The following is a 26,536-nucleotide window of genomic DNA, read 5'->3' as shown; positions in this document are numbered from 1 at the left end:
AAAAAAACCCATCTTTTTTAAAAAAGCGTCGGCTAATGCCCTTCTTTTAGCGGAAAACTAAAAAAAGGTGTTTGTCCCATAAAGAAAAAAAACGGAGGACAATCCCCCGTTTACTTACCCATAATATTTATCAAATGCAGTTGCCCCCAGGAGCATACAAGCATAGATTCCTTTCCATGCTTCTAATATATTTTCTCCTTTATACGCAATGGTCCTAGGTGATTTCATATATGAACCTGGAACTAAGCTTGCTTTAAAGCATTCAGCTGTTGATGTAAATTCTACTTCCATTTCCACTGGACCTTCTATTTGAAATGGTTTTATTTCTTTGGAACGTTTTACTGCACGAATGGCTTTTTCTTTAATTTCCTGATGAGCTCTCTCCATAGAAAGGCATCGGGCCGCAAAACGGTTAATGGCATACTTCACTACCGCTGTTTCAATATCCCCAATTGATTCTTTTACTTCACACGCTAAGCAGTCATCACCAGACACCATGAGGACAGGAATATTGAAATGACCAGCAATAGCACCGAAAAGTTCAACCTCTCCAACAGCCGTTCCATTAATTCGCATCTCATACATTTCTGGACCAAAGAATGTCTCATTGGCCAATCCATGGGAATGCCCCACTTTCGCATGCATTCCTATAAAAAAGACGCCGTCTGCTCCTTCTACTCCATCAATCATGCTTAGACGTTTACCTGAGCCTCGGATTATTTCAGCTCTTGGGTCTATTTCTTCATAAATAAGATTTAAACTATCCCAATGGGCATCATTTACAATTACTTCTGTTGCTCCTGCTTCAAACGCACCTTGAATAGCCACATTCACATCATTCGTCATCATTTTGCGAAACCACTGCCACTGGCTACCTTCATGGTGCATTTCTTCTGAACTAACAACTCCTGAAATTCCTTCTCCATCAGCAACTATGTATATTCTCACAATATTACCTCCTTTGGAATCTAAGCAAAACCTGTATTACTAGTTTACAAAAGAAACCATTATTTGTGTGTGAAATAATCGCAGCTTCTTAGGATGATTATTGAAACCAACATGAACACACCCACATAAATCCCCCCCACTTTAGGAATAATATGGATGAGGTGAATAAAATGAAACGAAACAAAACCAATAATAGTTCATCAGTAGTTATTACATTCGCATTAACCATGATTGTAACTTCTCTTACTATACAAGGATATAAATACCTTCCTTTTACGACTTTTTTAATGCTTCTATTTGCCATACTTCTTATTGCAGCAGGAATTCTTTTTGTTCCAACTAAAATAAAAATGAGATCCAAAGATAAAAAAACAAGAAATATATAACTAGTACATAATCCTAGCTTTAAGTACTTCCCCCAACTAGTCAAACAAGATATTATTTTCATATGAGGTAAGGGGGAAGATCATGGTCACTATAAATAATGAACAATTAGATCAAAAGATTAGAGATATTCAAAATCGCTTACAAATCATCGGACTTTCAGCGGGTATCATCTATAAAGAACAGTTAGTATGGGAAGGGTATTACGGCTTGGCTAATATCAACCAAAAGAAATACGTCCATGCACAGACTGTTTACCGAATTGCATCTATTTCAAAATCTATTTTAGCTACTGCACTCATGCAACAATATGAGAAAGGAAAGTTTAATCTAAACGATGATATTAGTGATCATCTAGGTTTTAAAGTTCGAAATCCATATTTTCCAAATACTCCTATTACATTTACTCAGCTAATGACGCATACTTCCAGTCTCCAGGATGAGTATGTTGAATTTGCTATTGCTTCTTATGATAGTCATCCACCTTCATTAAAAGAGATTTTGTTACCAGGTGGGAAGTTCTACAAAAAGCAGATATGGGGAAAGTATGAACCAGGAGATTCTGGTCATTTTACTTATTCCAATTTAGCTTCCATTGTAGTTGGCACGTTAGTAGAAATATTGTCCGGTGAGCGTTTTGACCTCTATTGTAAAAAACATATTTTTGAACCTCTTGAAATGAGAGAGACTAGCTTCAATATAGAAGATATAACGCTATCGGAACTAGCCGTTTTATACGAGTATGATCCAGAAAACGAAGAATTTGCAATTGCGTTAGACAGCGCGGATAGAGATCGCCCAAAGAAAATTGACTTGTCTCACTATATGCCAGGAAAAAATGGTGGTATTTACAATCCGCAAGGCGGAGTGAAATCCACCGTCCGTGATTTATCGAAATTTTTAATGTTACATATGAATGCTGGTGTCTATTTAGACAAACAAATACTGAAGCCAGAGACAGTTGAATTGATGCACCAGCCTTTTTGGCAAGGTACTCCAAAGGATAGTGTATATAGAAAAAAAGGGATTCATTTTCAAATAACCGAAGATTTAGTGGAGGGGAAAACCGTAATTGGCCATTCTGGGAATGCCTATGGCCTTATTTCAGGTCTTTATTTTAATAAGGTAGATGAATTAGGAATTGTATTTTTAACCAATGGCTCAAAAATTGAAATAGGAAAACTCTTCTATACTATTGAGGAAGAATTGGCTTCAGCCTTATATCCAGTTTGATAATAATAATACTTAAAAAAGGGGATTCGAGAGATTGCCGTATCAAAACAGCTCGATTCCCTCTTCCTAGAAAAAATGTATGAAATCTCAACTTTCTTTTATTTGACCGATTAAGGTAAGTACAGAACCTACTGCTTGAATCCAGCTACCACTTACCTCTAGGGTTTGACTGTCAATTTTGGGATGTGTTTGGAACCCCCCGTCTTCTCTTAGCTCATATATACCGCTTATGGCCTGCATTGAATTGCCGATTGATTGTAGTAAATTCCCATTTATAATATAAGCACTACTAGGGGTCCTTTCCTCGTCCAACTCAGCACCTAATGCGACTCCTCCACCCAGTGCCTGAAGCCAATTTCCAGTAATCTCTAACCTCTGCCCCACATTTTTCTCAACATGTAAGACTAAACCTGCAACAACTGTAACATTTCCAATAGCTTGAATTTCATTACCAAGCACTTCTAGCTCTTCTCCACCACCATCGGCTTCTAATGCATTTCCTGTCGCTTGAAGCACATTCCCCCACAGTTCTAGAGCATCAAGGAACTCCTTGGTTACATATTTATTTGGGGTACTCCCTATTGCAGCTACAATAGTACCGATTGCTTGAATCCACGATCCATATAATTGTTTAAGCTGTGAGTCCATAATAATCCGCCCATTCTAATGAGTACATCTATTATATTCATTAGAAGCTGAAGTTTGACAAAAGTAAAAGTCCCTCTTCTTCTTAAAAAGGGACTTTATCGTCTAAACCAAGGATGAGAGTTTCCTCGTCTACTACTTCCTGAGCGATCCAGCAGCTCATCTAATTGATTCACTGCCTCATTAAACTGACTTCTTGATAGTTGATTTGTGCTTAATAATGATACTAGCAAAGCGTAGGCGATAGGTTTTGTATCCACCTCAACCTTCACGTTCACATCCACATCAGAATTTCCGCTTTGGTTTATTCTTGATTGGTTTTGATTTATAATTCGGTTTAATTCACTTTCTTCATTCCTAGAGTTATTCACTTTTGGAAACATAAGAGTCACACCCTTCCCAATAGAATGAGAGGTGGGCTTGTACACCCACCACATCTTTTTTATAACTCAAAAGTTTGCTCTTGGTTTTGCTCTTGATCCTGATCTTGATCTTGATTTTGTTCTTGATCCTGATCTGCATCTGCTTGAGAACGAACTCGAGCCACAGTTCTTGCATCCACGTTCACTTCTAGATCTAAGTTCGCATTTCCACTATTTTGGATTCTAGCGATGTTTGTGTTGCGATTGCGGTTGCGGCTATCATTTTCGTTGTCTAGTTCGTTATCAATGTTGCTTTCAAAGTCTAATTCTGCATTTGAACGGCTATCTGCAGTAGCTTCAGCGTTGCTACCACCGTTTCCGTTACTTCCTCCATTGCCACCACGGCCACTATTTGCAAACCATACTCCCATTTTTTTCAGCTCCTTTCTCTGATTTACTTTATCTATATTCACTTTTAAACCTGTATGTATGGTCAAATCTACTGATAGATTCGTGGATTTTATAGTTAACAATAAGACAAATCTAGTTTATGTATCCTAGTTGAACAGGAAAAGAGCACCCATTGGATGCTCTTTTTCTACGTACGTAGTGTTACAAATTGCCCTCCACCAAATAAAGTCTTGGTGTAATCAATTTTCAATTGGTCGAAATAAACAGCATCTCTTTCATTCACTAAAAAAGAAATACCATCTATCTCCGTTATTTCATCATTCTCTAAAGCCGACTCCTCCAGAGTCAGACGAAGCTTTGGCCCACCTCAGCCAATGCCCATTGACAGACGGATGAGTGGTTTCTTTCCTTCATCAAGAATGTCTTGAACTTCACCCTTTATTTCATTTAAAGCAGCTTCTGTTACTTTTACCACAATGTTCCCCCCTTCTAGCTAATTAGTGAGACTGATTGCCTCCTTAAATTTTATCATCTCCTAAACAGCTATTTTTAGGTCTTCCATCAGGATTTCAAATTTTTCAGCTATGTTCCAATTTTCTCCTATTTCACATGTGACTTCTACTACATATATATATCGAATCTATATCGTTTTATACACCTATGGGTATATTAACCAAATACCATGCCATTAACTTAGATGGTGGTAGGAAAACATATTCTTCCACTATGTATAGACTATAAAATTCGAAAAAAAATATAAAAAAAACCCTAGAACCAAATAGGCTCTAGGGTTTTCACGTATGATCCCGACTGGGCTCGAACCAGCGACCCCCACCCTGTCAAGGTGGTGCTCTCCCAACTGAGCTACGGAATCAAAATATAAAGGAAAGACAAGTGTTATTTTACCTTGAAACCGCCTCTATGTCAACGGTTTTGAGTAACACTTGTCTTTCTAATGGATCAAACTTCACCCTTATATTCTTCAAAGGTAAGATTATTCTGATAGATGTAGGTTGCTTGTTCTGTACCTACATAACGTAGATGCCAGGGTTCGTATTGATAGCCGGTAATATGTTCTTTTCCTTCAGGGTATCGAATGATAAAACCATAATGATGAGCATTTTCTGCCACCCACTGACCACCAGGGGTCTCTCCAAAATTATTGTACTCTGTATAGTTAAACTTGCTAGATGTTATATCCATCGTAAGACCTGTTTGATGTTCACTATTTCCAGGCTGAGCTGCTCTATATTCTGCAGCTTCTAATCCCATTTGATTAACAAAGTCTTGATATAGCTTCTCTTGCAGTTCATAGGATCGGTATCCAGAGGTTGCAATGAGGTGATGCCCCTGTTGACTAGCTTCCTGAAATAAGGACTCTAATACACCTGCAGCTTCACTTCGTAAATACTTCTCTTCTTCGGTCGCTCCTTTACCAAATGGAACATTGGGTACAACTAGTTCAGATGGCTCGAAGTCATCTTCTAAGGTATTTTTTTTATTTACTAAAACAAGTAAACTTTCAGGATTCTTTACCACCACTTCTGATGTATGGTATGCCACGACTGCTTCTGCAGTATGAGGGTCGTTCATCTGCAATGGATTTACGATTAGGCGATCATATATGAAATATCCCAAAGCTCCTAAGAAGACTGTTACAATCAAAGTTCTTACAAGGCGAAACATAACAATAAAACCCTCTTTTCTGTTTACTTCTGTATGTAGTAAACGTTTTTAAATCTGGAAGTCTCTACACAATATTAGAAATTTCCTTTCATAAGTTTTACCAATGCCCTTTTGAAATAAACAATTTGCATGAAATAAGAGTTGTGAGCTATAAAAATGGGATATTTATACCCCATCTTTTTGAATTTTTTGAGAATTTTATTTGTGGTACTTGTCATAGAATGACGTAGGAAGATGGAATCCTGATTATCTTTACTAGCCATTATCTCTTTTCTATATAAGAAGGATTTCATCTTCAATAAGAACAAGGGGGAATATGATGGCAGAAATTTGGAATTGGATATCGGTTACCTTTCCGTCCTGGTTAAACGGAGTCCTTTGGAGTGCACCCGTGATCTACATATGTTTAGGTGTGGGCGTTGTATTTACGATTTTAACTCGTTTTCTTCAAGTCCGATTGATTAAGGATATGGTTCGGCAACTGTTTAGGGGGAAAAGCTCGGATGCTGGTATTTCATCCTTTCAAGCTTTCGCTGTTTCCCTATCTGGACGTGTTGGAACCGGTAATATTGCTGGAACCGCAACCGCGATAGGATTTGGCGGCCCAGGTGCTGTGTTTTGGATGTGGGCGATTGCCTTTTTAGGATCAGCCACTGCTTTCGTTGAGTCTACCTTGGCTCAAATATACAAAGAGAAGCAAGATGGTCAATATCGGGGCGGACCTGCCTATTATATTGAAAAAGGAATCGGCTGGAAATGGTATGGGGTTTTATTTGCGATTGCCACAGTGTTAGCACTTAGTTTTCTCATGCCAGGGGTGCAAGCTTTTGAAATTGCCTCAAGTATGAACACGGCTTTTGGCATTGCTCCATGGGTTACAGGGGCGGCCCTCATTCTAGTATTAGCTCTTATTATCTTTGGGGGAGTTAAGCGAATTGCAGGTGTAGCACAGGTTGTTGTACCTTTTATGGCTATTGGATATGTACTCGTTTCTTTAATCATCATTCTCTTTAATGTAGCTGAGTTACCTGGGGTATTTGCTTTAATTTTTAACAGTGCTTTTGGTGCAGACGCTGCGTTTGGAGGAATTATCGGTGCAGCCATAGCTTGGGGAGTTAAACGTGGAATCTACTCCAATGAAGCTGGTCAAGGTACGGGGCCACATGCTGCAGGTGCAGCAGAAGTGTCTCACCCTGCCAAACAAGGTTTAGTTCAAGCTTTCTCAGTTTATGTCGATACTTGGTTAGTATGTTCTGCAACTGCCTTTATGATTTTATTCACAGGCATGTATAATACCGAAGCACCTGATGGAACGATGATTTATTCGAACCTAGAGGGTGTAGAAGCTGGATCTGGTTATACACAGGCTGCTGTTGAGTCCGTATTACCTGGATTTGGTGCAGGCTTTGTTGCGATTTCCCTCCTTTTCTTTGCCTTTACAACAATTATGGCTTACTACTATATGGCCGAAACAAACATTGCTTACCTCGTTCGAAATCGATTTAACAATGTGGCAATGTTTATCTTAAAAGTTGTGCTGTTAGGCGCCGTATTCTTTAGCTGTGTGAAGGAAGCGAGAAGTGCCTGGGCATTTGGTGATATTGGATTAGGACTGATGGTTTGGCTAAACGTCATTGCAATCCTCATTCTTGCAAAGCCTGCATTAGCCGCTTTGAAGGATTATGAAGCACAAAAAAAGCAAGGAATCGACCCTGTCTTTGACCCTATTAAACTAGGAATCAAAAATGCAGATTATTGGGTGGAGAGAAATAAGGATAAAGAAGAAGTTTAATAGTTTCAAATGCAAAAGCTGTTGCACATAGTCGCAACAGCTTTTGTGTTTTATCATCTTGGTCCTGGACTAGTCCCGTTCCCTAACTTACATATAAGCGTCATAGCTTCTTCCCTGGAAAACCCTTGTTCCATATAGGCATCAAGCAGCTTTTTTGTAATATTAGCCGTTGTCCTAAAAAACTCGTCATCAGATTCAAGTGCTTTTAAGAAAAATTTCAATTGATCTAACATATGATACATTTCCATCAGCTTGCCCCCTTTTGTATATAATTCTATACAGAGAGTGGAAAACCTTCCTATATTTTCCTATTTATAGTGGTAATGTATTCTCTTTATAGGTAATGCCAAGTTCCAAAAACCATTCATTAAGACCTGTCCATAACAATTCACAAAGACGGTATAGCTTCTCCTTATCTAGTAAATCGCCTTTCATGACAAGAGTGATTAAGTCATCGTATCCTTTAGGTCTTGATTTCATTTGTAAGGATTCTTCATACGTTCTTGCTCTTGTGCTGTAAAACTTCTGATTAGCTAGGCCAATTAGTTTAGCTGTTTGCCAAGCTATATCCATAGCCCCAAGAGAAAGATAGTTTAAGTTACCACTCTTAACATTGTTTCGAATCTTACCCATTGTTTCATATGGTTCCCAAATCATAAATTCCCTCATGACAAAATGAAAATCTTCAACAGGAATATTGGAAGCAGCCTTTTTTAATTCCCCAAAGAAATCATGTGGGTCATATATTCTCATTACGTGATGATAGACTCCAGCTTTAATAGCCCAGCCATCATGAACCTTTTGGGCTTCTTCTAGGAGTTCACTCTTCTGGTCAACTCCTATTTCTATTTTGAAAGGAGGAAAGATAAACTCTTTTCCACTGAATGTGTATCCATCCTCTGTTACAACATGCATTTCAATATCAGAGTATGGACCCTCTTTGCCTAAACCGATAGAACCATACACCCCAATTGCTATAATTTGCTCACCATGTTGCATGAGTAACCTATTCTTAATTTCTTCAATGATTTTTAGCTTTTCTTCTCTTGTTGTTGCATTTGGAAAAGAAAGTATTTCCCCATTAATAACCGTCATTCCAATCTCCCCTATACTTACAACATACCGATTAATAAACCACCAAGTGCTCCTGTTAACACAACAATCCAAGGTGGCAATTTCCAATAAACTAACATACTAAAGAGGACAGCTGCAAAAGCAAAATCTACTGGACCTAGGATTGAACTCGTCCAGATTGGATGATAGAAAGCTGAAATAAGGATCCCAACAACAGCAGCATTTACACCCATTAAAGCCCCCTTAATTTTCGGGTTCGTACGCAATGCATTCCAAAATGGTAAAGATCCTAAGATTAGCAAGAACGCAGGTAGGAAAATGGCAAAAGTAGCAAGTAATCCACCTTTCCATCCGCCAATTACAGCTCCTATGTAGGCTGCAAAAGTAAATAATGGGCCAGGAACAGCCTGAGCAGCACCATATCCAGCTAAGAAGGCTTCCTCACTCAACCAGCCTGTTGGGACAAATTCTCTTTCTAATAGTGGTAATACAACATGCCCCCCACCAAAAACTAGGGACCCTGAACGATAAAAACTGTCAAATAGGGCAAGCCAATCTAAGGCTGTAACTTCTCTTAGTATTGGTAAGACAATCAAAAGTCCAAAAAATAAAGTAAAGCATATAGCACCAAACTTCTTCGAAATGGGAAAGTTATATTTTTGTCCCATCTCAGTTTCGTGTTCTTTATAAATTAAGTAACCAATAAATCCTGCTAAAAGGATAACTCCTACTTGTGTAAAGGCAGTTTGCCATAACAGGGTAATGACTAGTGCTAATAAAGCTAACGTTTTTCTCTGAAGGTCAGGCGTTAACTTTTGTGCCATCCCTATAATGGCATGTGCTACTACTGCAACAGCCACAATCTTTAGCCCATGGATCCAGCTTGCATCAGCCACATCTAAGCCTTGTACAATAATTGCAAAAGCGATTAGTGCAATAACTGACGGCAGTGTAAAACCAATAAAAGCTAAAATTCCACCGATAACACCAGCTCTCATAACGCCGATCCCAATTCCAACCTGGCTACTCGCTGGACCTGGTAAAAACTGACACAGTGCTACTAAATCAGCATAAGCCTTTTCATCCATCCATTTCCTTCTTCTTACATACTCCTCATGGAAGTATCCAAGATGAGCAACAGGACCTCCAAATGATGTCAGACCTAACCTTGTGGAAACTAATAAAATCTCAAGAAGAGACTTGAAGCTTACGTCCTTTTTTTGACTCACTTTACTCACTCCTTACTCTTTAATTTCTTTAAAAAGCTCATAGGCTTTCCTTCTGGCTTCCTCAAGCACATGGTTACCCTTTTCAGTCGTTGAATAATACTTACGAATCTTCCCTTCTACCTTTTCTTCTTTTTTCAAAAGAAGTCCATCTTTCTCCATAGAATGTAAGATTGGATACAGAGTTCCCGCACTTATTTGGTAGCCGTGCTCCTTTAACTCCTCTAACATCCATAATCCAAAAATAGGATGCTCCTTGGCGTGGTGTAAAATATGAATTTGTATAAAACCAAGGAAAAGTTTACGGACGATTTTATCTTCCAATGAAACCACCTTCCTATAATCGAACCCCAATATCGAAACCCGATAACACCGTTAGATTAGCAAAACTTATGGGTAATCGCAACCCATGTATTTATATTTCCACATATTCTTTACAAACTTTTGGAGACAAATTGCTTTTTTTCTCTCCTAATCCAACAAACAAAAAAACTCAGATCTAGTCTGAGTTTACTTTTTGTCGGAAGCTTGAAAGTCCTCCACAATCCATTTAGATGCTTCTAACAAATCTTTAAACCTCTTATCCGCCTCCGCCTTTTCTGTTCCCACTAAAATGGTTGTACACCCTGCTCTTTTTCCTGCGATGATATCAACATCTCGGTCCCCAACCATATAGCTTTTGGATAAATCAATAGCGTGCTTTTCGGCTAACTTTAATAGCATACCTGGCTCAGGCTTTCTACACGCACACCCTTCATGGGGCTTATGATGACAATAAGCAATATCGTCTACCGTCGCTTCTACTTTGCCTAATTTTTCTAAAAGAGTGTCATGGACTTTATGAAGAGTAGCTTCCTTCATATAACCAAGCCCGACTCCTCCTTGATTCGTAACAACAAACACTTTCAATCCTGACTGATTTAAATGTAAAATTGCCTCTTCAACTCCAGGTAGCAAATGTAAGTCTGACGGTTTATTCACAAACTTGACCCGCTTGGTCAAGACCTCGTTAATGACACCATCCCGATCTAAAAAAACTGCTGTATCCATACAAAACTCCTTTATTTTTATGTATTATGTGTTGGAAATAGTGTGTTAATCTTAAAGAGGAATGATTCAATAATTGGTGGTGAACAAAATGAAAAAATATCATTGCTGTGCAACATGTATCCATTTCCTCGCTATTAGACAAGGAAAGCAGATGTCCTATCAATGTAATAGGCTTAAATATGAAACAAAAACCCACTATCGATTCAACTGCTGGACACCTAAAGAACATATATTGAAGTTAATGAAAAAGGAAGACCTCTAATTGGCTAAAAATTAAACACATCCCCAATAATCCGAAATAACCCTCTTCCTAAATAAAATAATATCCGAAATGGGAATACAATTAACTCAGGAATAAACAACAGAACATCTATAATAAAATCAAAAATGGTGTATCTTCCATTTTGTTGCTTTCTCAATTTCCTTCTAGATATTCTTTTCATTGCAAAACTCCTCTCCCATTTTTTTGCTCTCTTATCATATGTACGCTCTAGATGTTTAATGGTTTCATCATTTTTCCAATCGTTAAGGTCGTTTGGAACTGTATACCGCTATTTCGTTAACATTTTCTATCCATTTCTTCTTGTTCTCACCCGACAAATTAGAGATCCATATGTCCCCACTTTCATCTTGTAAGGATCTCTTTCTGAGCCAAATTAATGCTTGAGCTGATGCAATAAATTGAGGTTGATAGTCTCCATAATTTTTCGGAGTGTCTATCATCTTTTGTTGTTGTCCAGTTACCCAGTTAATCTTGTACAAACTTGGAAGTGGCTGTTTCGCTATATCATTAGACCAGTCTGCCTCTATCACTCTTGATGTAATCAAATTTTGGTCATCCACCCAAGTAAAATCTAGTTCAGCAAAGTTTTCTGGGGTAATAGGTACAGAAGTTGGTAGTTCCTTGAGCTTTAAATCTTTATTTTTAAATCCAAAGACAATTCTTCCCGTTCCTGATATATAGGCTAAAATCTCTTTCATTGGGGCCCATTTAGGACTTCCTACCCCAAAGATAACCTCATCAATTGGTTGAAATTGTTCCCCTTCTGCAGTAATCACAGACAACATATTAGCGTCCATAGAGATAGATGCTGTTGGAGAAATAATGAAAGAAACCCATTTCTGACTAGGGGAAAATTGAAATGATGAAGCTTGAATAGACTGTATAGCCTCCCCGTTTTTTTGCACCTCTTTTGGAATAGTAAATAAAACTTCAGCTCCAGAATAAGGGTTAATTTCCTCCCAGTTTTGATCTAATAATTTCTTGTACAGCTTTGGTTGGGTCCACCCATTTGGCCTTAGTTGTGCACTAGACGATAAAATGAAGCCACTGCCATCTGGAAGCCAGTTATAGTCGTCTACTCCCAATGCCACATTAAAAAAATGCTTTAAATTACAGACATTTAAAATATTTTCGTTTTTAAAGGCTATAATATTCTCATTTGGTGCCCACTTTGGATTACTACCATTATAAAAGATTTTCTTTAATTGCTTTTTTTCCACCTCGTAAACCCAAATTTCACTCCATTTTCCGTATGGTGGATTAGGGGAATCCACATCATGTTGAAAGAGTAGCCATTTTCCATCTGGAGACCAACTGGGGTTATAGGTGTTCCCACTTTTCGTCACTTTCACTTCTTTACCAGTTTGTGAAATCCATAGGTCTCCATCCCGGATAAAGGCGGCTTTGATTTCTTCACTGTGTGTAACTGCATTTCCAACCAAAGGGATAAAAAATAGAAACAGCAGTAGAATCCCTATTATTCTCATTAGCACACCTCCGCAAAAATTCGATAATAGCATCCCCTTGATACACTTAGATATTACGGCGAATACCAGTGAAAAAAATTTTTTTCGAGGGTTACATAAAATGATAATTTCTGTACAACATAGAATTAAGGAGGTGATCATCATGGCGGGGCAACGTAGCAATAACTCAAACAATCTAGTAGTGCCTGGTGTTCAAGCTGCACTTGACCAAATGAAGTATGAAATTGCTCAAGAGTTCGGTGTTCAACTTGGCCCAGATACAACATCACGTGCTAACGGTTCTGTAGGTGGTGAGATCACAAAACGATTAGTTCAAATGGCTGAACAACAATTAGGCGGATCTCGTTAATCTGTTTTTCACAAAAAAGGATAGCGGCAAAACCGTTATCCTTTTCATTTTTATTTAATAGAAAAAGCCAAGTCTGCTAAAAATAGCTACTTGGCTTTTATTATTTAGTCGTCATCAGACCCAGACGAATGGTTATTTTTCTTTTTCATAATGAACCAAATAACAACGATTGGTATACCTAGTAACACAAAAATAGGCGAATATCCAATCATAAATACTAATAAGCCTGAGAAGAATCCCATAATCATATTGATTGAATTTGCAAATGCCTGCTTTATTTTATTTCCGGTTTGTAGCTCCTCCCCTTTTGTGACTTCCGGAATATATACTGATGAATCTTCTATTGTTAAATTCACCTGGGCAAAATCGGTTCGATTTTCAATATATTTTTTTCTTCCTTCAAGCTGCTCGATATCTTCCTGTACTCTGGCCAGGTCATCTGAGATTTTGAGAAGGTCTTCTGTTGTTTCTGCTTGATTCAGTAAGTCAAGTAATCGGGTTTCCAGTGCACGTTTTGCTCTTAGTCTTGACTCCAAATCAATATATTCTTCTGTTACGTCTTGCCCTTCAATTGTTTTTTGAATCACCTTATCACTCATGTCTTCCATTTGTTGAAGAAATGCAGTTAAGTCGCCACTCGGAATGCGGACAGTCATATGTCCATTTATCCCCTTTTCATATTCATAGGTAGAGGACTCTACGACATATCCTTGAAATGATTTTGTTTTTTGCTCGATCTCACTAATGGTTTGAGGAACCTCTTCCACTGCCATAATCATTTGGGCATTATACATGACCATGCGCTCTGAGGCGGGGGAAGAAGCGTCGTCTTGAGTTGGAGCTGCCTCACCATCTCCTGCGTAATCATAGTCAGCACTTGCTTTCTCTTCTGCTGAATATTCCCTGCCACTATCGCTGGCTGATTCTGTAGCTTTTCGATCGTTAGCACTACAGCCTGCTAGCAGAAAAATTCCAAACAAAATGACCCCTAGAATTTTTTTCATCTTTTGACCCCTTTTTTGAATTTTTCTTAATTATTTAGACGTAAAAATTGGTAATTAGTTGCTTATTTATTGTCTTTTTTATCAATATACACGTGATCTAGCTCATCTATTTCACAAATAGAGACTTCAGAAACATCATGATACCCATGTTCTTTTATAGTCGAAAGAAGCCAACTTTTATCTTTTCCAGCTATCTTAAGATTTTCTTCCATTATTTTACCGTCCATTATTAAAGTGTTGGTCAAACCTCTTTGTTTTGCATTTTGATGGATTTGAGTCATAGGCTGGTTTTGAACTTTTTTCAACACAGAAAGAGTACCATCTGTTTCCCATATAGCCAGATCTACTTCGTCTAAATAAAACGCATCCTTTTTTCTTAATAAAAAGAGCAATTCATTCATAGTCAGGTGTGCTTTGGCCATTTCCTTTTCTCGAATCATTCCGTTTTGAATAAGGACCATTGGTTCACCATTGGCAATTTTACCAAATCTTAAAAATTTGAACGTGCCCATATCCAATATTAAAGCCAATAAAGCAAAACAAACGAGACCTGTAAGAGCTACAAAAAGGGATATATTCGAACTATATATTAGTGATCCTGCAATAGAACCTAATGTTACTCCTGCAACAAAATCGAAGAAAGTCATCCTCGAAATAAGTTTCTTACCCAAAACTCTACTTAAAATATACAAAACAAAGAATGTGACAAATGTTCTTATCAACATTTCGGAAATGTTCATATTGCCTCCAAGAATTAAGTCTTACTTTCTTTTCACTATAATTAGTTATTGTCATTTTGGCAAATAACCCCTATATTGGAAATATACTTTCAGAATGAGGTGACTGGAATGTTCCAAACAGTTCGAGGTATCTAGTTTTCGGGGCGCATAGCTAAGTGGTGAAAAATACTCCACCTTAGCTTACGGACGATCCTGTTCGGTAAAAAACGCGTAGCGCCTATCAAGGGAGAAGTATGCCTTTTTCCTTGATTGTCTCGAAAACGAAACCTAGAACTAGCGGAATATCCAAGGTGAACAGCCATGGGATCTTTCCCATGGCCTTTATTTTTTCTGAAAGGTGATTGTTAAAATGAATTCTATTAAATCATATATCGAAGTAATAAAAGTAAGAAATGTCTTCTTGCTGTCTCTTATGACGTTCTTTTACTCTTTAACGTTCTATACAACCGTCTTTACTTTGTTTTTACTGGAAAGAGGGTTGAATTATTTTGAAATTTTCTTATTAGAGAGTGTGTTATCCGCTTCTATATTTTTGTTCGAAATCCCGTCGGGGGCATTGGCTGACCGATTTGGCAGGAAAAAAGTGATTGTTTTATCTATGATCCTGTTTGCCATTAGCACCTATATCGTTGCAGTAAGTCATAGTTTTCTCTGGTTTGTAGTTGAATCCATCCTGTATGGAATTGGTGTAGCTGCAATGAGTGGTGCTGATTCTGCTATGATTTACGAAAGTCTCAAGAAAAAAGAGTTGGCGGATCACTCTTTTTCCTTAATAAGCTCTGCAGCTTCCTTAGCTATGATTGTAAGTCTACCACTTGGTGGGATGATGGCTGCCGTTTCATTGGAGCTGCCGGTTTATATCACTTGTATCTCACTAACCGTGGCGGTTCTTGTTGCACTGTTTTTGAGGGAAACACAGGTTAGTGATGAAGATAAACCAGTAAAAAAATCAATTCGGCATTCGTTGGGATATGTCTTCAAAGAACATCCCTTCTTATTTTACTTTCAATGTATACAATCTGTGGCATCTGGATTCATTTTCAGTTTATGGTACCTGAACCAACCATTGTTTTTGGAATATAACATTGAGTTAAAATTCTTTGGCTGGATCATGTTAGCTGTCAATTTGTGTATCACCCTTTTCGTGCTGATTGCTCCAACCATTCGAAAGAAAATTGGTTCTCTGATGGTATTTCTTCTAACCATTCTGTTACCAGGAGTTAGCTTTATTCTCATTGCTTTGCAGCCTGGTTGGATCGCGGGGCTATTACTCTTTGGGCTCGCGTTCATCATCCACTCTATTAACGGACCCATTTACCGAACCTTTATCAACGAACGCATCCCAGACCAAGATCGAGCTACTACCCTTTCTATCATTAGTTTTGTGGGAAGTGTCGTAGGTATGGTGATTAAACCTTTGATTGGGTGGATGGCTGATTTTAGTTTGGAGGCTACGTTTATGGTGATGGGGGTTGTGATGGTGGTTGGGGCGTTGGTAGTGCCTATGATAATTGGAAAATTACGTGCTATATAAATACATCTTACGTTTTTTTAGGGAGGTTCTTTTTGAATCTCCTATTTCTATTGATGTTTTACATTATTTTCCTTAAAATAGACTTAATATAATAGATTGGAGATGATGTTTTGGATATTGTTAAACCTTTAGTGGTTTCAGAAAAATTAAGCATATTACGTTCTCTTTATAAGCGTTCAGTATTAACCCAGCAAGATCAACTCTATTATTATCAAAATCTTGAAAAAGGATTCGAAGGTGAACGAAGGTTTGATCAACTCATAAGGAAACTCCCTATGGATGGCCTATTACTCAGTGATTTGAATTATGAAACAAATCATTCGAATGTTCAAATCGACAAAATATTAATAACCCAAGATACTATTGATCTTTTTGAAATTAAAAATCTAGAAGGTGATTATTACTATGAAGAAGAAAGATGGCTTTCCAGTACTAAAACAGAAATTACGAACCCCCTACACCAATTGAGACGAGGAGAGTCCTTGTTTAAAAGAATCATTCCACATATAGACACGTCTTTCCGCTTTAATGCACATCTCATTTTTGTTAACCCTGAATTTCATCTTTATCACTCTCCACATGAACCACAAATAATTTACCCTACTCAATTAAACCGTTATTTAAATACCCTTCAAATGAGACATTCCAAAATAAATAATAAGCAAAGAAAATTAGCTAACAGACTCAGATCGTTATGTATAAAAGCACCTCTCAAAAATGTACCAGAGTATAGTTACGAAAAATTAAAGAAAGGTATTATTTGCCCTGTCTGTGATTCATTTTTGCATAGTTTAGTAGGGAGAAAATTAGAATGTTCCCATTGCGAACATAAAGAAGATGTTACATCTGCTGTTATGAGGAATGTTGAAGAATTTAAATTGCTGTTTCCAAATTTAAAAATTACAACTGGGGTTATCCACGAATGGTGTAACATAGATGCCTCTAGGAAAACTATACTAAGAATTCTTTCTAAACATTACAATCGAGTTGGTAACAGTAACGGGACCTATTATGTGCATCATTAGTGGCCACTTGCTGAATGGATGTTTCATTTCTCTCAAATCGGACAGGTTTGCTTGTCGCTGTCCCGTTTGACTCTCCTTCAACTCCCAAACGGGACACGTTCCCTTCTTGCTGTCCCGTTTGACTCTCCTTCAACTCCCAAACGGGACACGTTCCCTTCTTGCTGTCCCCTTTGACTCTCCTTCTACTCCCAAACGGGACACGTTCCTTCCTGCTGTCCCGTTTGACTCTCCTTCTACTCTCAAACGGGACACGTTCCTTCCTGCTGTCCCGTTTGACTCTGCTTCTACTCTCAAACGGGACACGTTCCTTCCTGCTGTCCCGTTTGACTCTACTTCCTCTCTGAAACGAGACACGTTCTCTTCTTGCTGTCCCCTTTGACTCTCCTTCTACTCCCAAACGGGACACATTCCTTCCTGCTGTCCCGTTTGACTCTACTTCCTCTCTGAAACGAGACACGTTCCCTTCTTGCTGTCCCCTTTGACTCTCCTTCTANTCTGAAACGAGACACGTTCCCTTCTTGCTGTCCCCTTTGACTCTCCTTCTACTCCCAAACGGGACACGTTCCCTTCCTGCTGTCCCGTTTGACTCTCCTTCCACTCCCAAACGGTCCCGTTTGACTCTCCTTCTACTCCCAAACGGGACACGTTCCCTTCCTGCTGTCCCGTTTGACTCTCCTTCTACTCCCAAACGGGACACGTTCGACTGCTCATGTCAGATATGGCACACTCTTTCCATCAATTCAAACAAAAAAGCACCCCTAAAAGGTGCTCCACACTCTAAATATACAAAACCCCACGACAAACATCTCCAGCTGACCGAACAATCTCACAATCTGGAAAATTCTGAGATACAATGTTACGAAACGCCTCGAAAACGATCTCATTTTTCATCAAAATACTGCCCGATACTGCAACCTTCATCGAAGCCAGCATTTCCTCGTGACCCAACACAGCTCGGTCTACCACTAACCGGGCCAATTCTACACCAGCACCACGCAAGATTAAACTACTCATTTCACAACCAGCTTCAGCGGTATCCCCAACTAGCCTCGATAAACTAGAGATATCCTCTTTTGTGCCCGTATAGACATAGTTTTTGACATCTGACATCGAATCCCCACCAATATGCTTTAACACTACAGAGGTTAATCGATCATCAAAGCCGGCTTTTCCATTAACATTTGCACCCCCGTTCCTCTCCAACACCCTCATCACGTGCTGAAGAGCTTGGATCCCGATCCAGTAGCCACTTCCTTCGTCACCTAACAAATAACCCCAGCCACCTGTTTTCCATTCGATTCCGTTATGTCGACCAAGAACAATGGAACCTGTACCAGAGATTACTAGAAGGCCATCAGATCCTTCCAATAAAGCGGTATGCGCTAGCTGTGCATCACTAGTAACCACAATTTCACATGCCCATACTTTCCGAAGGTCCGCTTCAACCGCCATACAAATCTCAGGAGAGTGTGCCCCAGCTGCACCTACAAGAATCTTCTCAGGCAGCACACCACCAGCAGACTCAATGCATGCCTCCACACACTCTACCACTTGCTTCAAACTATCTTCATACTGAACGGTAAAATTAGCACGTCCTTTTTGTACAGAAAACAAAGGTTCCCCTTCTGGAGAGGAAAAGCTAGTTGCTTTTGTCTTTGTTCCTCCACCATCAATCCCAATTACGTATTTCACAAGCTTAGTCTCCACTCTGAACGTATTTCTTCGATTTAACATTTCCACGTAGAAACCCAACTGCTTCTCTCGTTTCATCCAAGTGTGTCACGGTTTCTTCATAGTTTTGTGAAGCTAAGCACATGAAAAGAATATCAATCACGTGTAATTGAGCGATACGGGATGACGTCGCTCCACTTCTAAATGTCGGTTCCATAGTGGTGGAAGTATAAAGCCTAACGCCTGCTTGATCAGAGACAATAGAAGAACCATACTTGGTCAAACTTATGGTATGCGCCCCTTTTTGGTTACCGAGTTCAAGGATTTTGGCAACCTCCTTTGTTTGGCCAGAAAAGGAGATCCCAAAAATCACATCATCTTTTTTAGCATTCGCGACAAGCGTAGCAACTAAATGCATGTCTGTGAAAGCGGTGGCATTTTTATCAATTCTTAAAAACTTCTGCTGAGCGTCCAGAGCAATAATATGGGAAGCTCCAACTCCAAAGAAGTGAATCGTTCTTGCATTTTTAAAAATCTCCACTGCTTTGGAAAGCTCGTCTGTATTTAACAACTCACCTGTTTCTCTCACAGTTTGAATACTATTGTTTGTGATTTTTTCAATGATGGATAAAGGAGACTCGTTGGGTTCAATATCTCGAAAGCCTTCTACTTTTTTCTTATGTAAGTCTCCGGCAATTCGAAGCTTGAGATCCTGTACTCCCTTTAGGTCTAGTGATTTACACAAACGAATTACTGCTGCACTACTTGTATTACTTCGTTTTCCTAGTTCGTTTGCGGTAAGGGATATGGATTCTTGTGGATTTTCTAATATGTAGGTTGCAATTTTTTTCTCAGAGGGTGGAAGCTTTGGAAGCATTTCCTTCAGCATCACCAATCCTCCAGTTAACATGGCCATTAATCATCAACTCTTTCTGTACAAACAATGCTCAGTAGGAAAAGACTCTTTTCCTACTGAGGTGATTATCTAAATTATACCGTTTTTCTCATAACATGAAACTTACGGGTAATGGTGAAGTCCGTTTTTAAATATAAATGACCGGCTGCACTCTTCTCACCTGTCCAAAGGAACCATGCGCCATGTAGACCTTCAGAACGCATGTTTTTCAAGCACTCGTGGAGGAGAATTTTTCCTAATCCTTTTCCTTGTTGGTCTGGGTCAACACCAAATGGACCAAATCGGTCAGGTACACCCTCGTATCCACCGTAAATGCAGAACCCTACAACCTCATCCCCTTGTCGAGCTACTAATATTCTTTCCATTGGAAGACCTTGAAGAACACCTTCACGAATAGCTCTGCCCCAATCAGGGTTAAACTTTTCATTTGCAAAGGTTATAACTTCGTATAGGTCCTTATCTTGAGCTAGCCCAAACGAATATCCTTCTTCTATTCTCTTATTCTTTAATTCTATGACATCAGTAGGTACTTGATACCCAACTAGATTTCGATCCATTGCAACTGGGGAATACAACTTTTGGAACCCTTGGCTAACTAAAAATTCATATGCCTCTGGGTAAGCTTCTTCGTCAATGCCAGGTAAAATATAGTTTGGAGCATAGGAAGCGAAAAATATATTCGTTCTTCCCTCTGATTTCAAAAAATCCACAGCGTCATTCATTAGCTGCTTGCCAACTCCAGTTCTGCGGTAAGAAGGATGAACGAAGAAGAAAGGAATCCATCCGTTTTCTGGTTCTAAGTCTGTTCCATACATGGGCAGGAGCCTTCTAATCGCATAAACACAACCTACTAGTTGGTCACCATCGAAAGCTAATCGCAGTCCCTTTGGGTCAAAATTCGCATCTAAAAGCACTAAATTGCGTAATCTTTTGGAAGTAATAGGATCCTTAGCGAGGCATTCATTCCACAAGCTAACAATCTTTTTTTCATCACCTGATTGATAAAAACGATATGTAGTCACACACTCATCTCCCAATATTATTTAGTGTCAACCAACTCAATAGCCTTTCTTACAAAACCGTTCGCTTCTTCGATTAGTTCTTTTGCTTTTTCAAAAGAAACCCCAGTTTTCACCACCACAATGGCAGGTTTTACTTCAAAATTGGTTTTAGCAAGAGCCTCTCCTGCTTCTTCAACAGAAACCCCAGTAATCGTGCTCACAATATTTTTAGCACGCTGCTCTAATTTTTTATTACTTACATGAAGGTCAACCATAAGATTTTCATAGACTTTTCCGACTTTAATCATAGACGTTGTTGAAATCATGTTTAGAATCATTTTGTGTGCCGTAGCAGCCTTCATCCTAGTAGAACCTGTTACAACCTCTGGGCCAGTTGCTACTTCTATTTTAATGTCTGCGAATTGACTAATAATTGAATTTTCATTGCTTGTTAAACTAACTGCTTTTGCACCCAATTTTCTAGCATATTTTAATGCGCCAGCCACAAACGGTGTTCTACCACTTGCCGCAATCCCAATTACGACATCTAGCTCAGTTAGACCGCGTGCCTCAAGGTCCTTAGCTCCTTGTTCTTCTTGGTCCTCAGCACCTTCAGCAGCCTTTTCCATTGCTCCACTACCGCCAGCCATAACAGCTTGAACTAACTCTGGAGGTGTACTGTATGTTGGTGGACATTCCACGGCATCTAGAATCCCGATTCTCCCGCTAGTCCCTGCTCCTACATAAAACAATCTACCGCCCTTTGATAGTGATTCCACCACTGCTTCAACAGTCTCTTTGACTTGTGGTAATACTTTATTAACAGCTAGTGCTACTTTTTGGTCTTCTTCATTTATTACTCTTAACATATCAATGGTTGACATGTTATCGATGTTCATTGTTCTTTCATTTCTTAATTCAGTCGTCAATTTCGAAATATTATCCATTTACTTACCATCCTATTTATATAATAAATAACTTTCTTTTTGCTTATTGAATTTTTCTTGCTGATTGTTACAATCTCCAAGGAACTCTTCTGTCTTCCCTTCCAAGACTATGTCTCTCAAACGTTTTGTTCCAGCTAATAAATCGAAGAAATATTTACCATTCGTATGCTGCAAGAATTCAAAATCATTTGGATAGAGGGCAGCAATTTCCTCTAATAAAGTTAAACCTGCCTTTAAAGAGTGTAAAGAATGTCGGTTCACAACATGCAACTGGACACCTTCACAAACCTTATCTTTATGTTTAGAATACGTTGGAATAAAGGAAGTAGGTCTCGCTATTACTCCCGGAATTCCTTTTTCATTAAATGCCTTAGCTAAATGATAACCGTCTATATAAGGCGCACCCACATATTCAAAAGGTTTAGTAGTCCCTCTTCCTTCAGAAAGATTTGTCCCTTCAACAAGACAAGTTCCAGGATATAAAATACTCATATCTATTCCTGTAGTATTCGGGGATGGAGGAACCCAGAAGAGGTTCGTATCGTCATAATACATATCACGTTTCCATCCCTCCATGGAAACGACTGTTAAGTCACAATTAATATTGAATTCATTGTTAAAAAACTGAGCCAATTCACCTACTGTCATTCCATGTCGATTTGGAATTGGATAAAGTCCAACAAACGAGCGAACATCCTCTTCTACCAGGTTACCCTCAACAGCAACACCAGAAATTGGATTCGGTCTATCTAAGACAACAAATTGCTTATCATACTCAGCACAAGCCTCCATCACATATGCCATCGTATAGATAAACGTATAATATCTACTGCCAATGTCTTGTAAATCAAACACAATAACATCAGTTGTGTCTAACATTTCTTTGCTAGGCTTTTTAGATGCCCCATACAAACTGAAAACTGGTACCCCTGTATATGGATCTATGGAAGAATCAACTTTTTCTCCTTCTTTGGCATCACCGCGTATACCATGTTCAGGACCATACAGGGCAACTAGATTTATATCAGGATGCTTAGAGAATAAGTCAATAGCCGGCACCAGTCTTTCATTGACACCAGTCATATTAGTTACAAGTCCTACTCGTTTCCCTTTAAAGTGGTTAAACTCTTTACTTAAAAAGACATCAAGTCCAATTCGCACACTCTCACCTCTTTTTCATATAAAAATTTAATATAAAATAAACTATTAAAAAATCGATGATTAAGAAAGACAGCCCGGTAGTCCGGGCCATTTCCATAATTTTATTATAATTATATCATTCATGTAATTTGGATAGAAATTAAATATAAAGAGAAACGATATGAACAGTCGGGATTTATTAACCAGTCATTTACTAGAGATCAAACCCAGGAATACTCTGTCCTCTGCGTACACCTAATCCAGTTGGATATTTCAGTGTCTGTGCATACTTGACTCTACTCACAGCACCTCTAACTGTACCAAGTGCTTTGTAATAATCATAATAACGGAAGGATTTTGAATTCATTACAAACCAATATTGTGAAATGGCCTCTAGGTATGTATCGAATTCTTCTGATACATCAATGAAGATATCAGGAACATATCCCTCCATATCTTCCCAATTCTCGCTATGAAAATATCCAAAATAGTGCGGAGGAAGACCTTCTAGATCAAAACCAGGTAGTGCAGCTTTTAATTGTGCCGCTTGAACAATTCTAGGACACAGTTCATGGTCGGAATGCATACTATTTTCCCAGTGGGTAAGGATCACATTTGGCTTCAGCTTTCTCATTAACGTTGCAACACGTGTTACAATCTCATCGTTGAATTCTAGTTCTGCATCCTTATAGTCTAAAGTGATGGTCTCAACACCGAGAACCTTAGCTGCTTTTTCAGATTCATCTATTTTTTGTTTAGTATATTCTTCTACTGATACTCCTGGCGGGTTTCCCTTTTCTCCTGCTGTCAAATGAACAAACGTTACTTTATGACCCGCTTTGGCATATTTATGTGCAATTGCTCCTACTTGTAATTCAACATCTCCGCAGTGTGCTCCTAGTGCAACTAAATGCATTTGATTAGCCTCCCTTTTACAATTAAGAACTTTTTAAGCGCTTTCATTACTACTATAGAATTATTATACTAAATTCTAATAATCTATGAAACAAAAATTTAAGATACCCTTATGGATTCTGAATATTTATTTCACGATTGTAAAATATTAAGTTTACAATGGATTCACAGTCGCAATTTGATTATATAAATTCATCCTGCCCAAACGATCAGACCCACTTATATTTGGATCAACGAATAATCTTTCCTCTTCTAATTCCTCTAATCTCTCTAATTGACCTGCTAAAAATTCTTTCAACCTGTATCTTGCAGTATCGATTCTAGAAAGCACCCCACCATATCTAATATCTAGTACTTCCCATCCAAAAGGCTTATACGTTGACATCCATTGATTTCTATGGAGTTCTTTTAATTCTTGTACTTTATTAGTCAATAATGGGAGGATTTCACTTTCTATTTGTTCTAATTCTTTTTTGTTCTTCTCCTTATATGCAGTCTGTAGCTGATTTCCTATTTCACTCTTAATATTTAAAACGGCGGCAAGAGCTTTATTAACTTTAAATAACTCTACCCACTCAGGATTCAATTCAACATGGTTTTGATATAGCTCTTCTGCCTCTGAATAAAATATCGATAGATTTTTCCCTTCAACATGTTTATCAAAAATTCCTACCATAATATCCTGCCATAATAGGTATTTGGAAGGATTATCAGGTTGACCAAATTCTTGTTGAATATCGTCTACGTTATGGGGGAGGTCTAATATACCTAAATCAAAGAAAGAATCATAGTTTCCACCAGTACAGAACTTAAATCTATTTTTTAATCTCTCTTGATCGACTTTCTTAGAATATCCATGCTCTGCATATAGTTGCATACCAAGAAGTGAACTAAAGACATTTGTTTCCTGACCGTTATCTCCCCACATGGTTGCAAACACTTCCTTTACTCCTTCACTTTTGCATGCGGAAAGTGCTGCATTCGTTGTAGCAAATGTCTTTTTATAATGTGGAGTTACTCCATTCCATGTCCAGATTCCACCAGCAAATACCGGATTCGAATTTAATTGAAAATGCTTGTTTAAAAATGTTTTGTAATGTTCTTCATTTTCATGATAATAATCCCAGTAAACAAACTGAATGTCATTCGGAATTGCTTCAATTAAGTCCTTTGAAAACTCAACATTAGGATCATAGTAACCTCCTGATTTGGACGAGATTCTAAAGTACATATCACTCCAAATCATAGGTTTTAAATCCAATTCTCGTGTTATTTTCATGACTTCATGTAAATGCTCATTCATAATATCGTAACGATTTCTTAGACCATGTAAGTCTAGATATTTTCCTCTTCCAAGTAAAAATGCTTCATCCATACCAATATGGATTCGATTTGATTTAAAAGGAGCAGATGCAGCTTTAATGATTTTCTTTATAAAATCATATGTCTTTTCTTCTCCTACCAATAAGATGTCTGCCGATTCTTTTATAGGGGCTGTAACTCTCCAACGTAGGAAAGTCTGTAAATGAGCAAGGGTTTGAATGCATGGAACCATTTCTATTCCAAAAAGTTCTGCATACTCATCACACTTACGCAATTCTTCCTGAGTATACCTCCCTCTCAAATAACCAAAGTATGGTTCTCCTTCCACCTCATATGTATCCTCTGTATAAAGCATAATTAAATTTAATCCCATTAAAGCCATGTGTCTAACCATTTTCTCTATAGACTCAGTTGTCATGACACCATTTCTAGAGCAATCTAACATTACACCGTTTGTATCAAATTGGGGGGTTTCAGTAATTGTGAATTGATTTTTTGTACGGATGTTTTCGAGTAAAAGGCCCAAGCCTCGAAAAAAGTGTATTTTTTTTTGGAATTGAATGTGGGCTACATTTTGTTCTAAAGAAACGTGGAGTATACTTTCTTCTACTTGACTTATATGAACCTCCATTCCTTCTGGAGCAATCGTAAAGTCAAGATACTCACTCATGATGTCAATTCCCTTTTCTATTCCTTCTAAATTGCCTTTGAAACAAATTTTCATGCTATCCCTCCTGTAATAATGGAAAAGTTAGTCCATAAAAATGGACTAACTTTCATTTATTTATTGATTCATCTTATCTAAATTATCTTGCCATTTATCTGTTTGGAAATCTAATAACTTCTGATGTCCAACTGACTCTGCATCCTTTTGTGCTTGCTCTAAAATGGCAAGGACTTCATCATCGTTCTTAGCAAATAACATCTTAGCAAAACTTTCTTCAAAAATATCATTTACTCGTTGTTGAATAATACCTTCCTCTGAGTCTGGAAGTGGAGAAAGGTTTACATATTCAGTAACATCTAAAGATGTTTTCCAAGAAAATTCATTCTGAACAACAGTTGTCCAATCACGATCCTCTTCTGGAAGAGAGTACTCAATTGCAGACTTAGCATTATCGATAAATGCAGTATTACCAGCCCAATTGAACTTTTCAAACTTAATCATTGTATCTCCTCTTTCTTCAGGAGAAGTGTTCATGTAATTTTCGTTTGGAATCGGGTGTGACCGTCAAGTAAAATGAAACAGTTTTTGCTCGTTATTTTGAAACACTTTGTTGAAGAAATGGTAGAACGATGTTTCATACGATAACTATCTTCATTTAAATGGATGATTTCTACCCGATGTAGAATTCGATCTAGAATTGCGGTTGTTATTGCTTGATCACCT

At 38.2% G+C, this 26,536-nt stretch carries 29 protein-coding genes, 1 tRNA gene and 1 pseudogene; 6 read left to right on the top strand and 25 right to left on the bottom strand.

Translation table 11 applies throughout. From position 1 onward, the window contains the following. Positions 1 to 114: 114 nt before the first annotated feature. Entirely contained in the window at positions 115 to 948 is an 834-nt protein-coding gene (locus tag ABDZ91_RS06685) for a M55 family metallopeptidase (protein ID WP_343797462.1), read from the bottom strand. A gap of 170 nt (positions 949 to 1,118) precedes the next feature. Here ABDZ91_RS06685 and ABDZ91_RS06680 point away from each other — a divergent pair, with 170 nt between their 5' ends. Continuing rightward, a complete protein-coding gene (locus ABDZ91_RS06680) occupies positions 1,119 to 1,334 on the top strand; it encodes a hypothetical protein (RefSeq protein ID WP_343797460.1) in 216 nt (71 codons plus the stop codon). Positions 1,335 to 1,416: 82 nt separating this feature from the next. Continuing rightward, complete coding sequence (locus tag ABDZ91_RS06675) at positions 1,417 to 2,565, top strand: serine hydrolase domain-containing protein (protein WP_343797458.1); 1,149 nt, start codon at positions 1,417 to 1,419, stop codon at positions 2,563 to 2,565. Positions 2,566 to 2,652: 87 nt separating this feature from the next. Here the strand turns inward: ABDZ91_RS06675 and ABDZ91_RS06670 are convergent, their stop codons facing one another. The 5 genes from ABDZ91_RS06670 to ABDZ91_RS06650 all read right to left on the bottom strand — a co-directional run bounded on the left by ABDZ91_RS06670 (position 2,653) and on the right by ABDZ91_RS06650 (position 5,669). Then, positions 2,653 to 3,213: a DUF6944 family repetitive protein gene (locus ABDZ91_RS06670; protein ID WP_343797456.1), complete on the bottom strand. Its 561-nt coding sequence runs from the start codon at positions 3,211 to 3,213 to the stop codon at positions 2,653 to 2,655. Positions 3,214 to 3,308: 95 nt separating this feature from the next. Next, the gene (locus ABDZ91_RS06665; protein WP_343797454.1) at positions 3,309 to 3,593 is read right to left on the bottom strand and encodes a hypothetical protein; all 285 of its coding nucleotides are present in this window, start codon (positions 3,591 to 3,593) and stop codon (positions 3,309 to 3,311) included. 59 nt (positions 3,594 to 3,652) lie between these two features. Next, the gene (locus tag ABDZ91_RS06660; RefSeq protein ID WP_343797453.1) at positions 3,653 to 4,003 is read right to left on the bottom strand and encodes a hypothetical protein; all 351 of its coding nucleotides are present in this window, start codon (positions 4,001 to 4,003) and stop codon (positions 3,653 to 3,655) included. 781 nt (positions 4,004 to 4,784) lie between these two features. Further along, a tRNA-Val gene (locus ABDZ91_RS06655) sits at positions 4,785 to 4,857 on the bottom strand. 86 nt (positions 4,858 to 4,943) lie between these two features. Next, positions 4,944 to 5,669 (bottom strand): M15 family metallopeptidase, encoded by a 726-nt coding sequence (locus ABDZ91_RS06650; RefSeq protein ID WP_343797451.1) that lies wholly within the window; start codon positions 5,667 to 5,669, stop codon positions 4,944 to 4,946. A 319-nt stretch (positions 5,670 to 5,988) separates the two neighbouring features. Between ABDZ91_RS06650 and ABDZ91_RS06645 the strand changes: the two genes are divergently transcribed. Beyond that, positions 5,989 to 7,461 carry an alanine/glycine:cation symporter family protein gene (locus ABDZ91_RS06645; RefSeq protein ID WP_343797449.1) on the top strand — a complete coding sequence of 491 codons (1,473 nt, stop codon included), beginning with the start codon at positions 5,989 to 5,991 and terminating at the stop codon, positions 7,459 to 7,461. Positions 7,462 to 7,514: 53 nt separating this feature from the next. On the opposite strand, the gene ABDZ91_RS06640 is transcribed toward ABDZ91_RS06645, so the two are convergent. From ABDZ91_RS06640 to ABDZ91_RS06610, 7 genes are all read right to left on the bottom strand, one after another. After that, the gene (locus ABDZ91_RS06640; protein ID WP_343797447.1) at positions 7,515 to 7,709 is read right to left on the bottom strand and encodes a hypothetical protein; all 195 of its coding nucleotides are present in this window, start codon (positions 7,707 to 7,709) and stop codon (positions 7,515 to 7,517) included. Between the two features lie 64 nt (positions 7,710 to 7,773). Continuing rightward, on the bottom strand, positions 7,774 to 8,556 hold the full coding sequence (locus tag ABDZ91_RS06635; RefSeq protein ID WP_343797445.1) for a kanamycin nucleotidyltransferase C-terminal domain-containing protein: 783 nt from the start codon (positions 8,554 to 8,556) through the stop codon (positions 7,774 to 7,776). A gap of 17 nt (positions 8,557 to 8,573) precedes the next feature. Next, positions 8,574 to 9,764: a chromate transporter gene (locus ABDZ91_RS06630; RefSeq protein WP_425541794.1), complete on the bottom strand. Its 1,191-nt coding sequence runs from the start codon at positions 9,762 to 9,764 to the stop codon at positions 8,574 to 8,576. 12 nt (positions 9,765 to 9,776) lie between these two features. Beyond that, positions 9,777 to 10,085, bottom strand: a complete 309-nt coding sequence (locus tag ABDZ91_RS06625; RefSeq protein WP_343797441.1) for a PadR family transcriptional regulator — start codon at positions 10,083 to 10,085, stop codon at positions 9,777 to 9,779. A 186-nt stretch (positions 10,086 to 10,271) separates the two neighbouring features. After that, entirely contained in the window at positions 10,272 to 10,811 is a 540-nt protein-coding gene (locus tag ABDZ91_RS06620; protein ID WP_343797439.1) for a D-glycero-alpha-D-manno-heptose-1,7-bisphosphate 7-phosphatase, read from the bottom strand. A 266-nt stretch (positions 10,812 to 11,077) separates the two neighbouring features. Then, complete coding sequence (locus tag ABDZ91_RS06615; RefSeq protein WP_343797437.1) at positions 11,078 to 11,254, bottom strand: hypothetical protein; 177 nt, start codon at positions 11,252 to 11,254, stop codon at positions 11,078 to 11,080. Positions 11,255 to 11,336: 82 nt separating this feature from the next. After that, positions 11,337 to 12,581 carry a hypothetical protein gene (locus ABDZ91_RS06610; RefSeq protein ID WP_343797435.1) on the bottom strand — a complete coding sequence of 415 codons (1,245 nt, stop codon included), beginning with the start codon at positions 12,579 to 12,581 and terminating at the stop codon, positions 11,337 to 11,339. Positions 12,582 to 12,723: 142 nt separating this feature from the next. Between ABDZ91_RS06610 and ABDZ91_RS06605 the strand changes: the two genes are divergently transcribed. Next, a complete protein-coding gene (locus ABDZ91_RS06605; RefSeq protein WP_343797434.1) occupies positions 12,724 to 12,930 on the top strand; it encodes an alpha/beta-type small acid-soluble spore protein in 207 nt (68 codons plus the stop codon). A gap of 104 nt (positions 12,931 to 13,034) precedes the next feature. On the opposite strand, the gene ABDZ91_RS06600 is transcribed toward ABDZ91_RS06605, so the two are convergent. Together ABDZ91_RS06600 and ABDZ91_RS06595 are read right to left on the bottom strand one after the other, a co-directional pair. Next, positions 13,035 to 13,934, bottom strand: coding sequence for a DUF4349 domain-containing protein (locus tag ABDZ91_RS06600; RefSeq protein WP_343797431.1), 900 nt, complete (start codon positions 13,932 to 13,934; stop codon positions 13,035 to 13,037). A gap of 62 nt (positions 13,935 to 13,996) precedes the next feature. Continuing rightward, positions 13,997 to 14,674, bottom strand: coding sequence for a DUF421 domain-containing protein (locus tag ABDZ91_RS06595; RefSeq protein WP_343797430.1), 678 nt, complete (start codon positions 14,672 to 14,674; stop codon positions 13,997 to 13,999). A 349-nt stretch (positions 14,675 to 15,023) separates the two neighbouring features. Between ABDZ91_RS06595 and ABDZ91_RS06590 the strand changes: the two genes are divergently transcribed. Both ABDZ91_RS06590 and ABDZ91_RS06585 read left to right on the top strand, forming a co-directional pair. Beyond that, on the top strand, positions 15,024 to 16,208 hold the full coding sequence (locus ABDZ91_RS06590) for an MFS transporter (protein ID WP_343797429.1): 1,185 nt from the start codon (positions 15,024 to 15,026) through the stop codon (positions 16,206 to 16,208). Between the two features lie 110 nt (positions 16,209 to 16,318). Then, a complete protein-coding gene (locus ABDZ91_RS06585; protein ID WP_343797428.1) occupies positions 16,319 to 17,233 on the top strand; it encodes a nuclease-related domain-containing protein in 915 nt (304 codons plus the stop codon). Here ABDZ91_RS06585 and ABDZ91_RS06580 read toward each other — a convergent pair. From ABDZ91_RS06580 to ABDZ91_RS21955, 10 genes and pseudogenes are all read right to left on the bottom strand, one after another. Beyond that, positions 17,178 to 17,690: a hypothetical protein gene (locus ABDZ91_RS06580; RefSeq protein ID WP_343797426.1), complete on the bottom strand. Its 513-nt coding sequence runs from the start codon at positions 17,688 to 17,690 to the stop codon at positions 17,178 to 17,180. The genes ABDZ91_RS06585 and ABDZ91_RS06580 overlap by 56 nt on opposite strands. 320 nt (positions 17,691 to 18,010) lie before the next feature. Further along, complete coding sequence (locus tag ABDZ91_RS06575) at positions 18,011 to 18,925, bottom strand: BadF/BadG/BcrA/BcrD ATPase family protein (protein ID WP_343797424.1); 915 nt, start codon at positions 18,923 to 18,925, stop codon at positions 18,011 to 18,013. 4 nt (positions 18,926 to 18,929) lie between these two features. Next, positions 18,930 to 19,814 (bottom strand): MurR/RpiR family transcriptional regulator, encoded by an 885-nt coding sequence (locus tag ABDZ91_RS06570; RefSeq protein ID WP_486203390.1) that lies wholly within the window; start codon positions 19,812 to 19,814, stop codon positions 18,930 to 18,932. Positions 19,815 to 19,894: 80 nt separating this feature from the next. Beyond that, the gene (locus ABDZ91_RS06565) at positions 19,895 to 20,842 is read right to left on the bottom strand and encodes a GNAT family N-acetyltransferase (protein ID WP_343797420.1); all 948 of its coding nucleotides are present in this window, start codon (positions 20,840 to 20,842) and stop codon (positions 19,895 to 19,897) included. A gap of 17 nt (positions 20,843 to 20,859) precedes the next feature. Further along, a complete protein-coding gene (murQ, locus tag ABDZ91_RS06560; protein WP_343797418.1) occupies positions 20,860 to 21,768 on the bottom strand; it encodes an N-acetylmuramic acid 6-phosphate etherase in 909 nt (302 codons plus the stop codon). Positions 21,769 to 21,780: 12 nt separating this feature from the next. Then, the gene (locus ABDZ91_RS06555) at positions 21,781 to 22,929 is read right to left on the bottom strand and encodes an exo-beta-N-acetylmuramidase NamZ family protein (RefSeq protein ID WP_343797416.1); all 1,149 of its coding nucleotides are present in this window, start codon (positions 22,927 to 22,929) and stop codon (positions 21,781 to 21,783) included. Between the two features lie 193 nt (positions 22,930 to 23,122). Further along, positions 23,123 to 23,824, bottom strand: a complete 702-nt coding sequence (locus ABDZ91_RS06550) for a PIG-L deacetylase family protein (protein WP_343797415.1) — start codon at positions 23,822 to 23,824, stop codon at positions 23,123 to 23,125. A 153-nt stretch (positions 23,825 to 23,977) separates the two neighbouring features. Further along, complete coding sequence (locus ABDZ91_RS06545) at positions 23,978 to 25,870, bottom strand: beta-N-acetylhexosaminidase (protein ID WP_343797413.1); 1,893 nt, start codon at positions 25,868 to 25,870, stop codon at positions 23,978 to 23,980. A gap of 60 nt (positions 25,871 to 25,930) precedes the next feature. Then, positions 25,931 to 26,314, bottom strand: coding sequence for a type 2 periplasmic-binding domain-containing protein (locus ABDZ91_RS06540; protein WP_343797411.1), 384 nt, complete (start codon positions 26,312 to 26,314; stop codon positions 25,931 to 25,933). A 116-nt stretch (positions 26,315 to 26,430) separates the two neighbouring features. Next, a pseudogene (locus ABDZ91_RS21955) lies at positions 26,431 to 26,536 on the bottom strand (ATP-binding protein); the annotation flags it as partial.

It is taken from the genome of Bacillus carboniphilus, assembly GCF_039522365.1.
GTDB lineage: Bacteria > Bacillota > Bacilli > Bacillales > JC228 > Bacillus_BF > Bacillus_BF carboniphilus.
The sequence above is the reverse complement of the archived record's forward strand: the minus strand, read 5'-3'. Positions and strand labels throughout refer to the sequence as shown.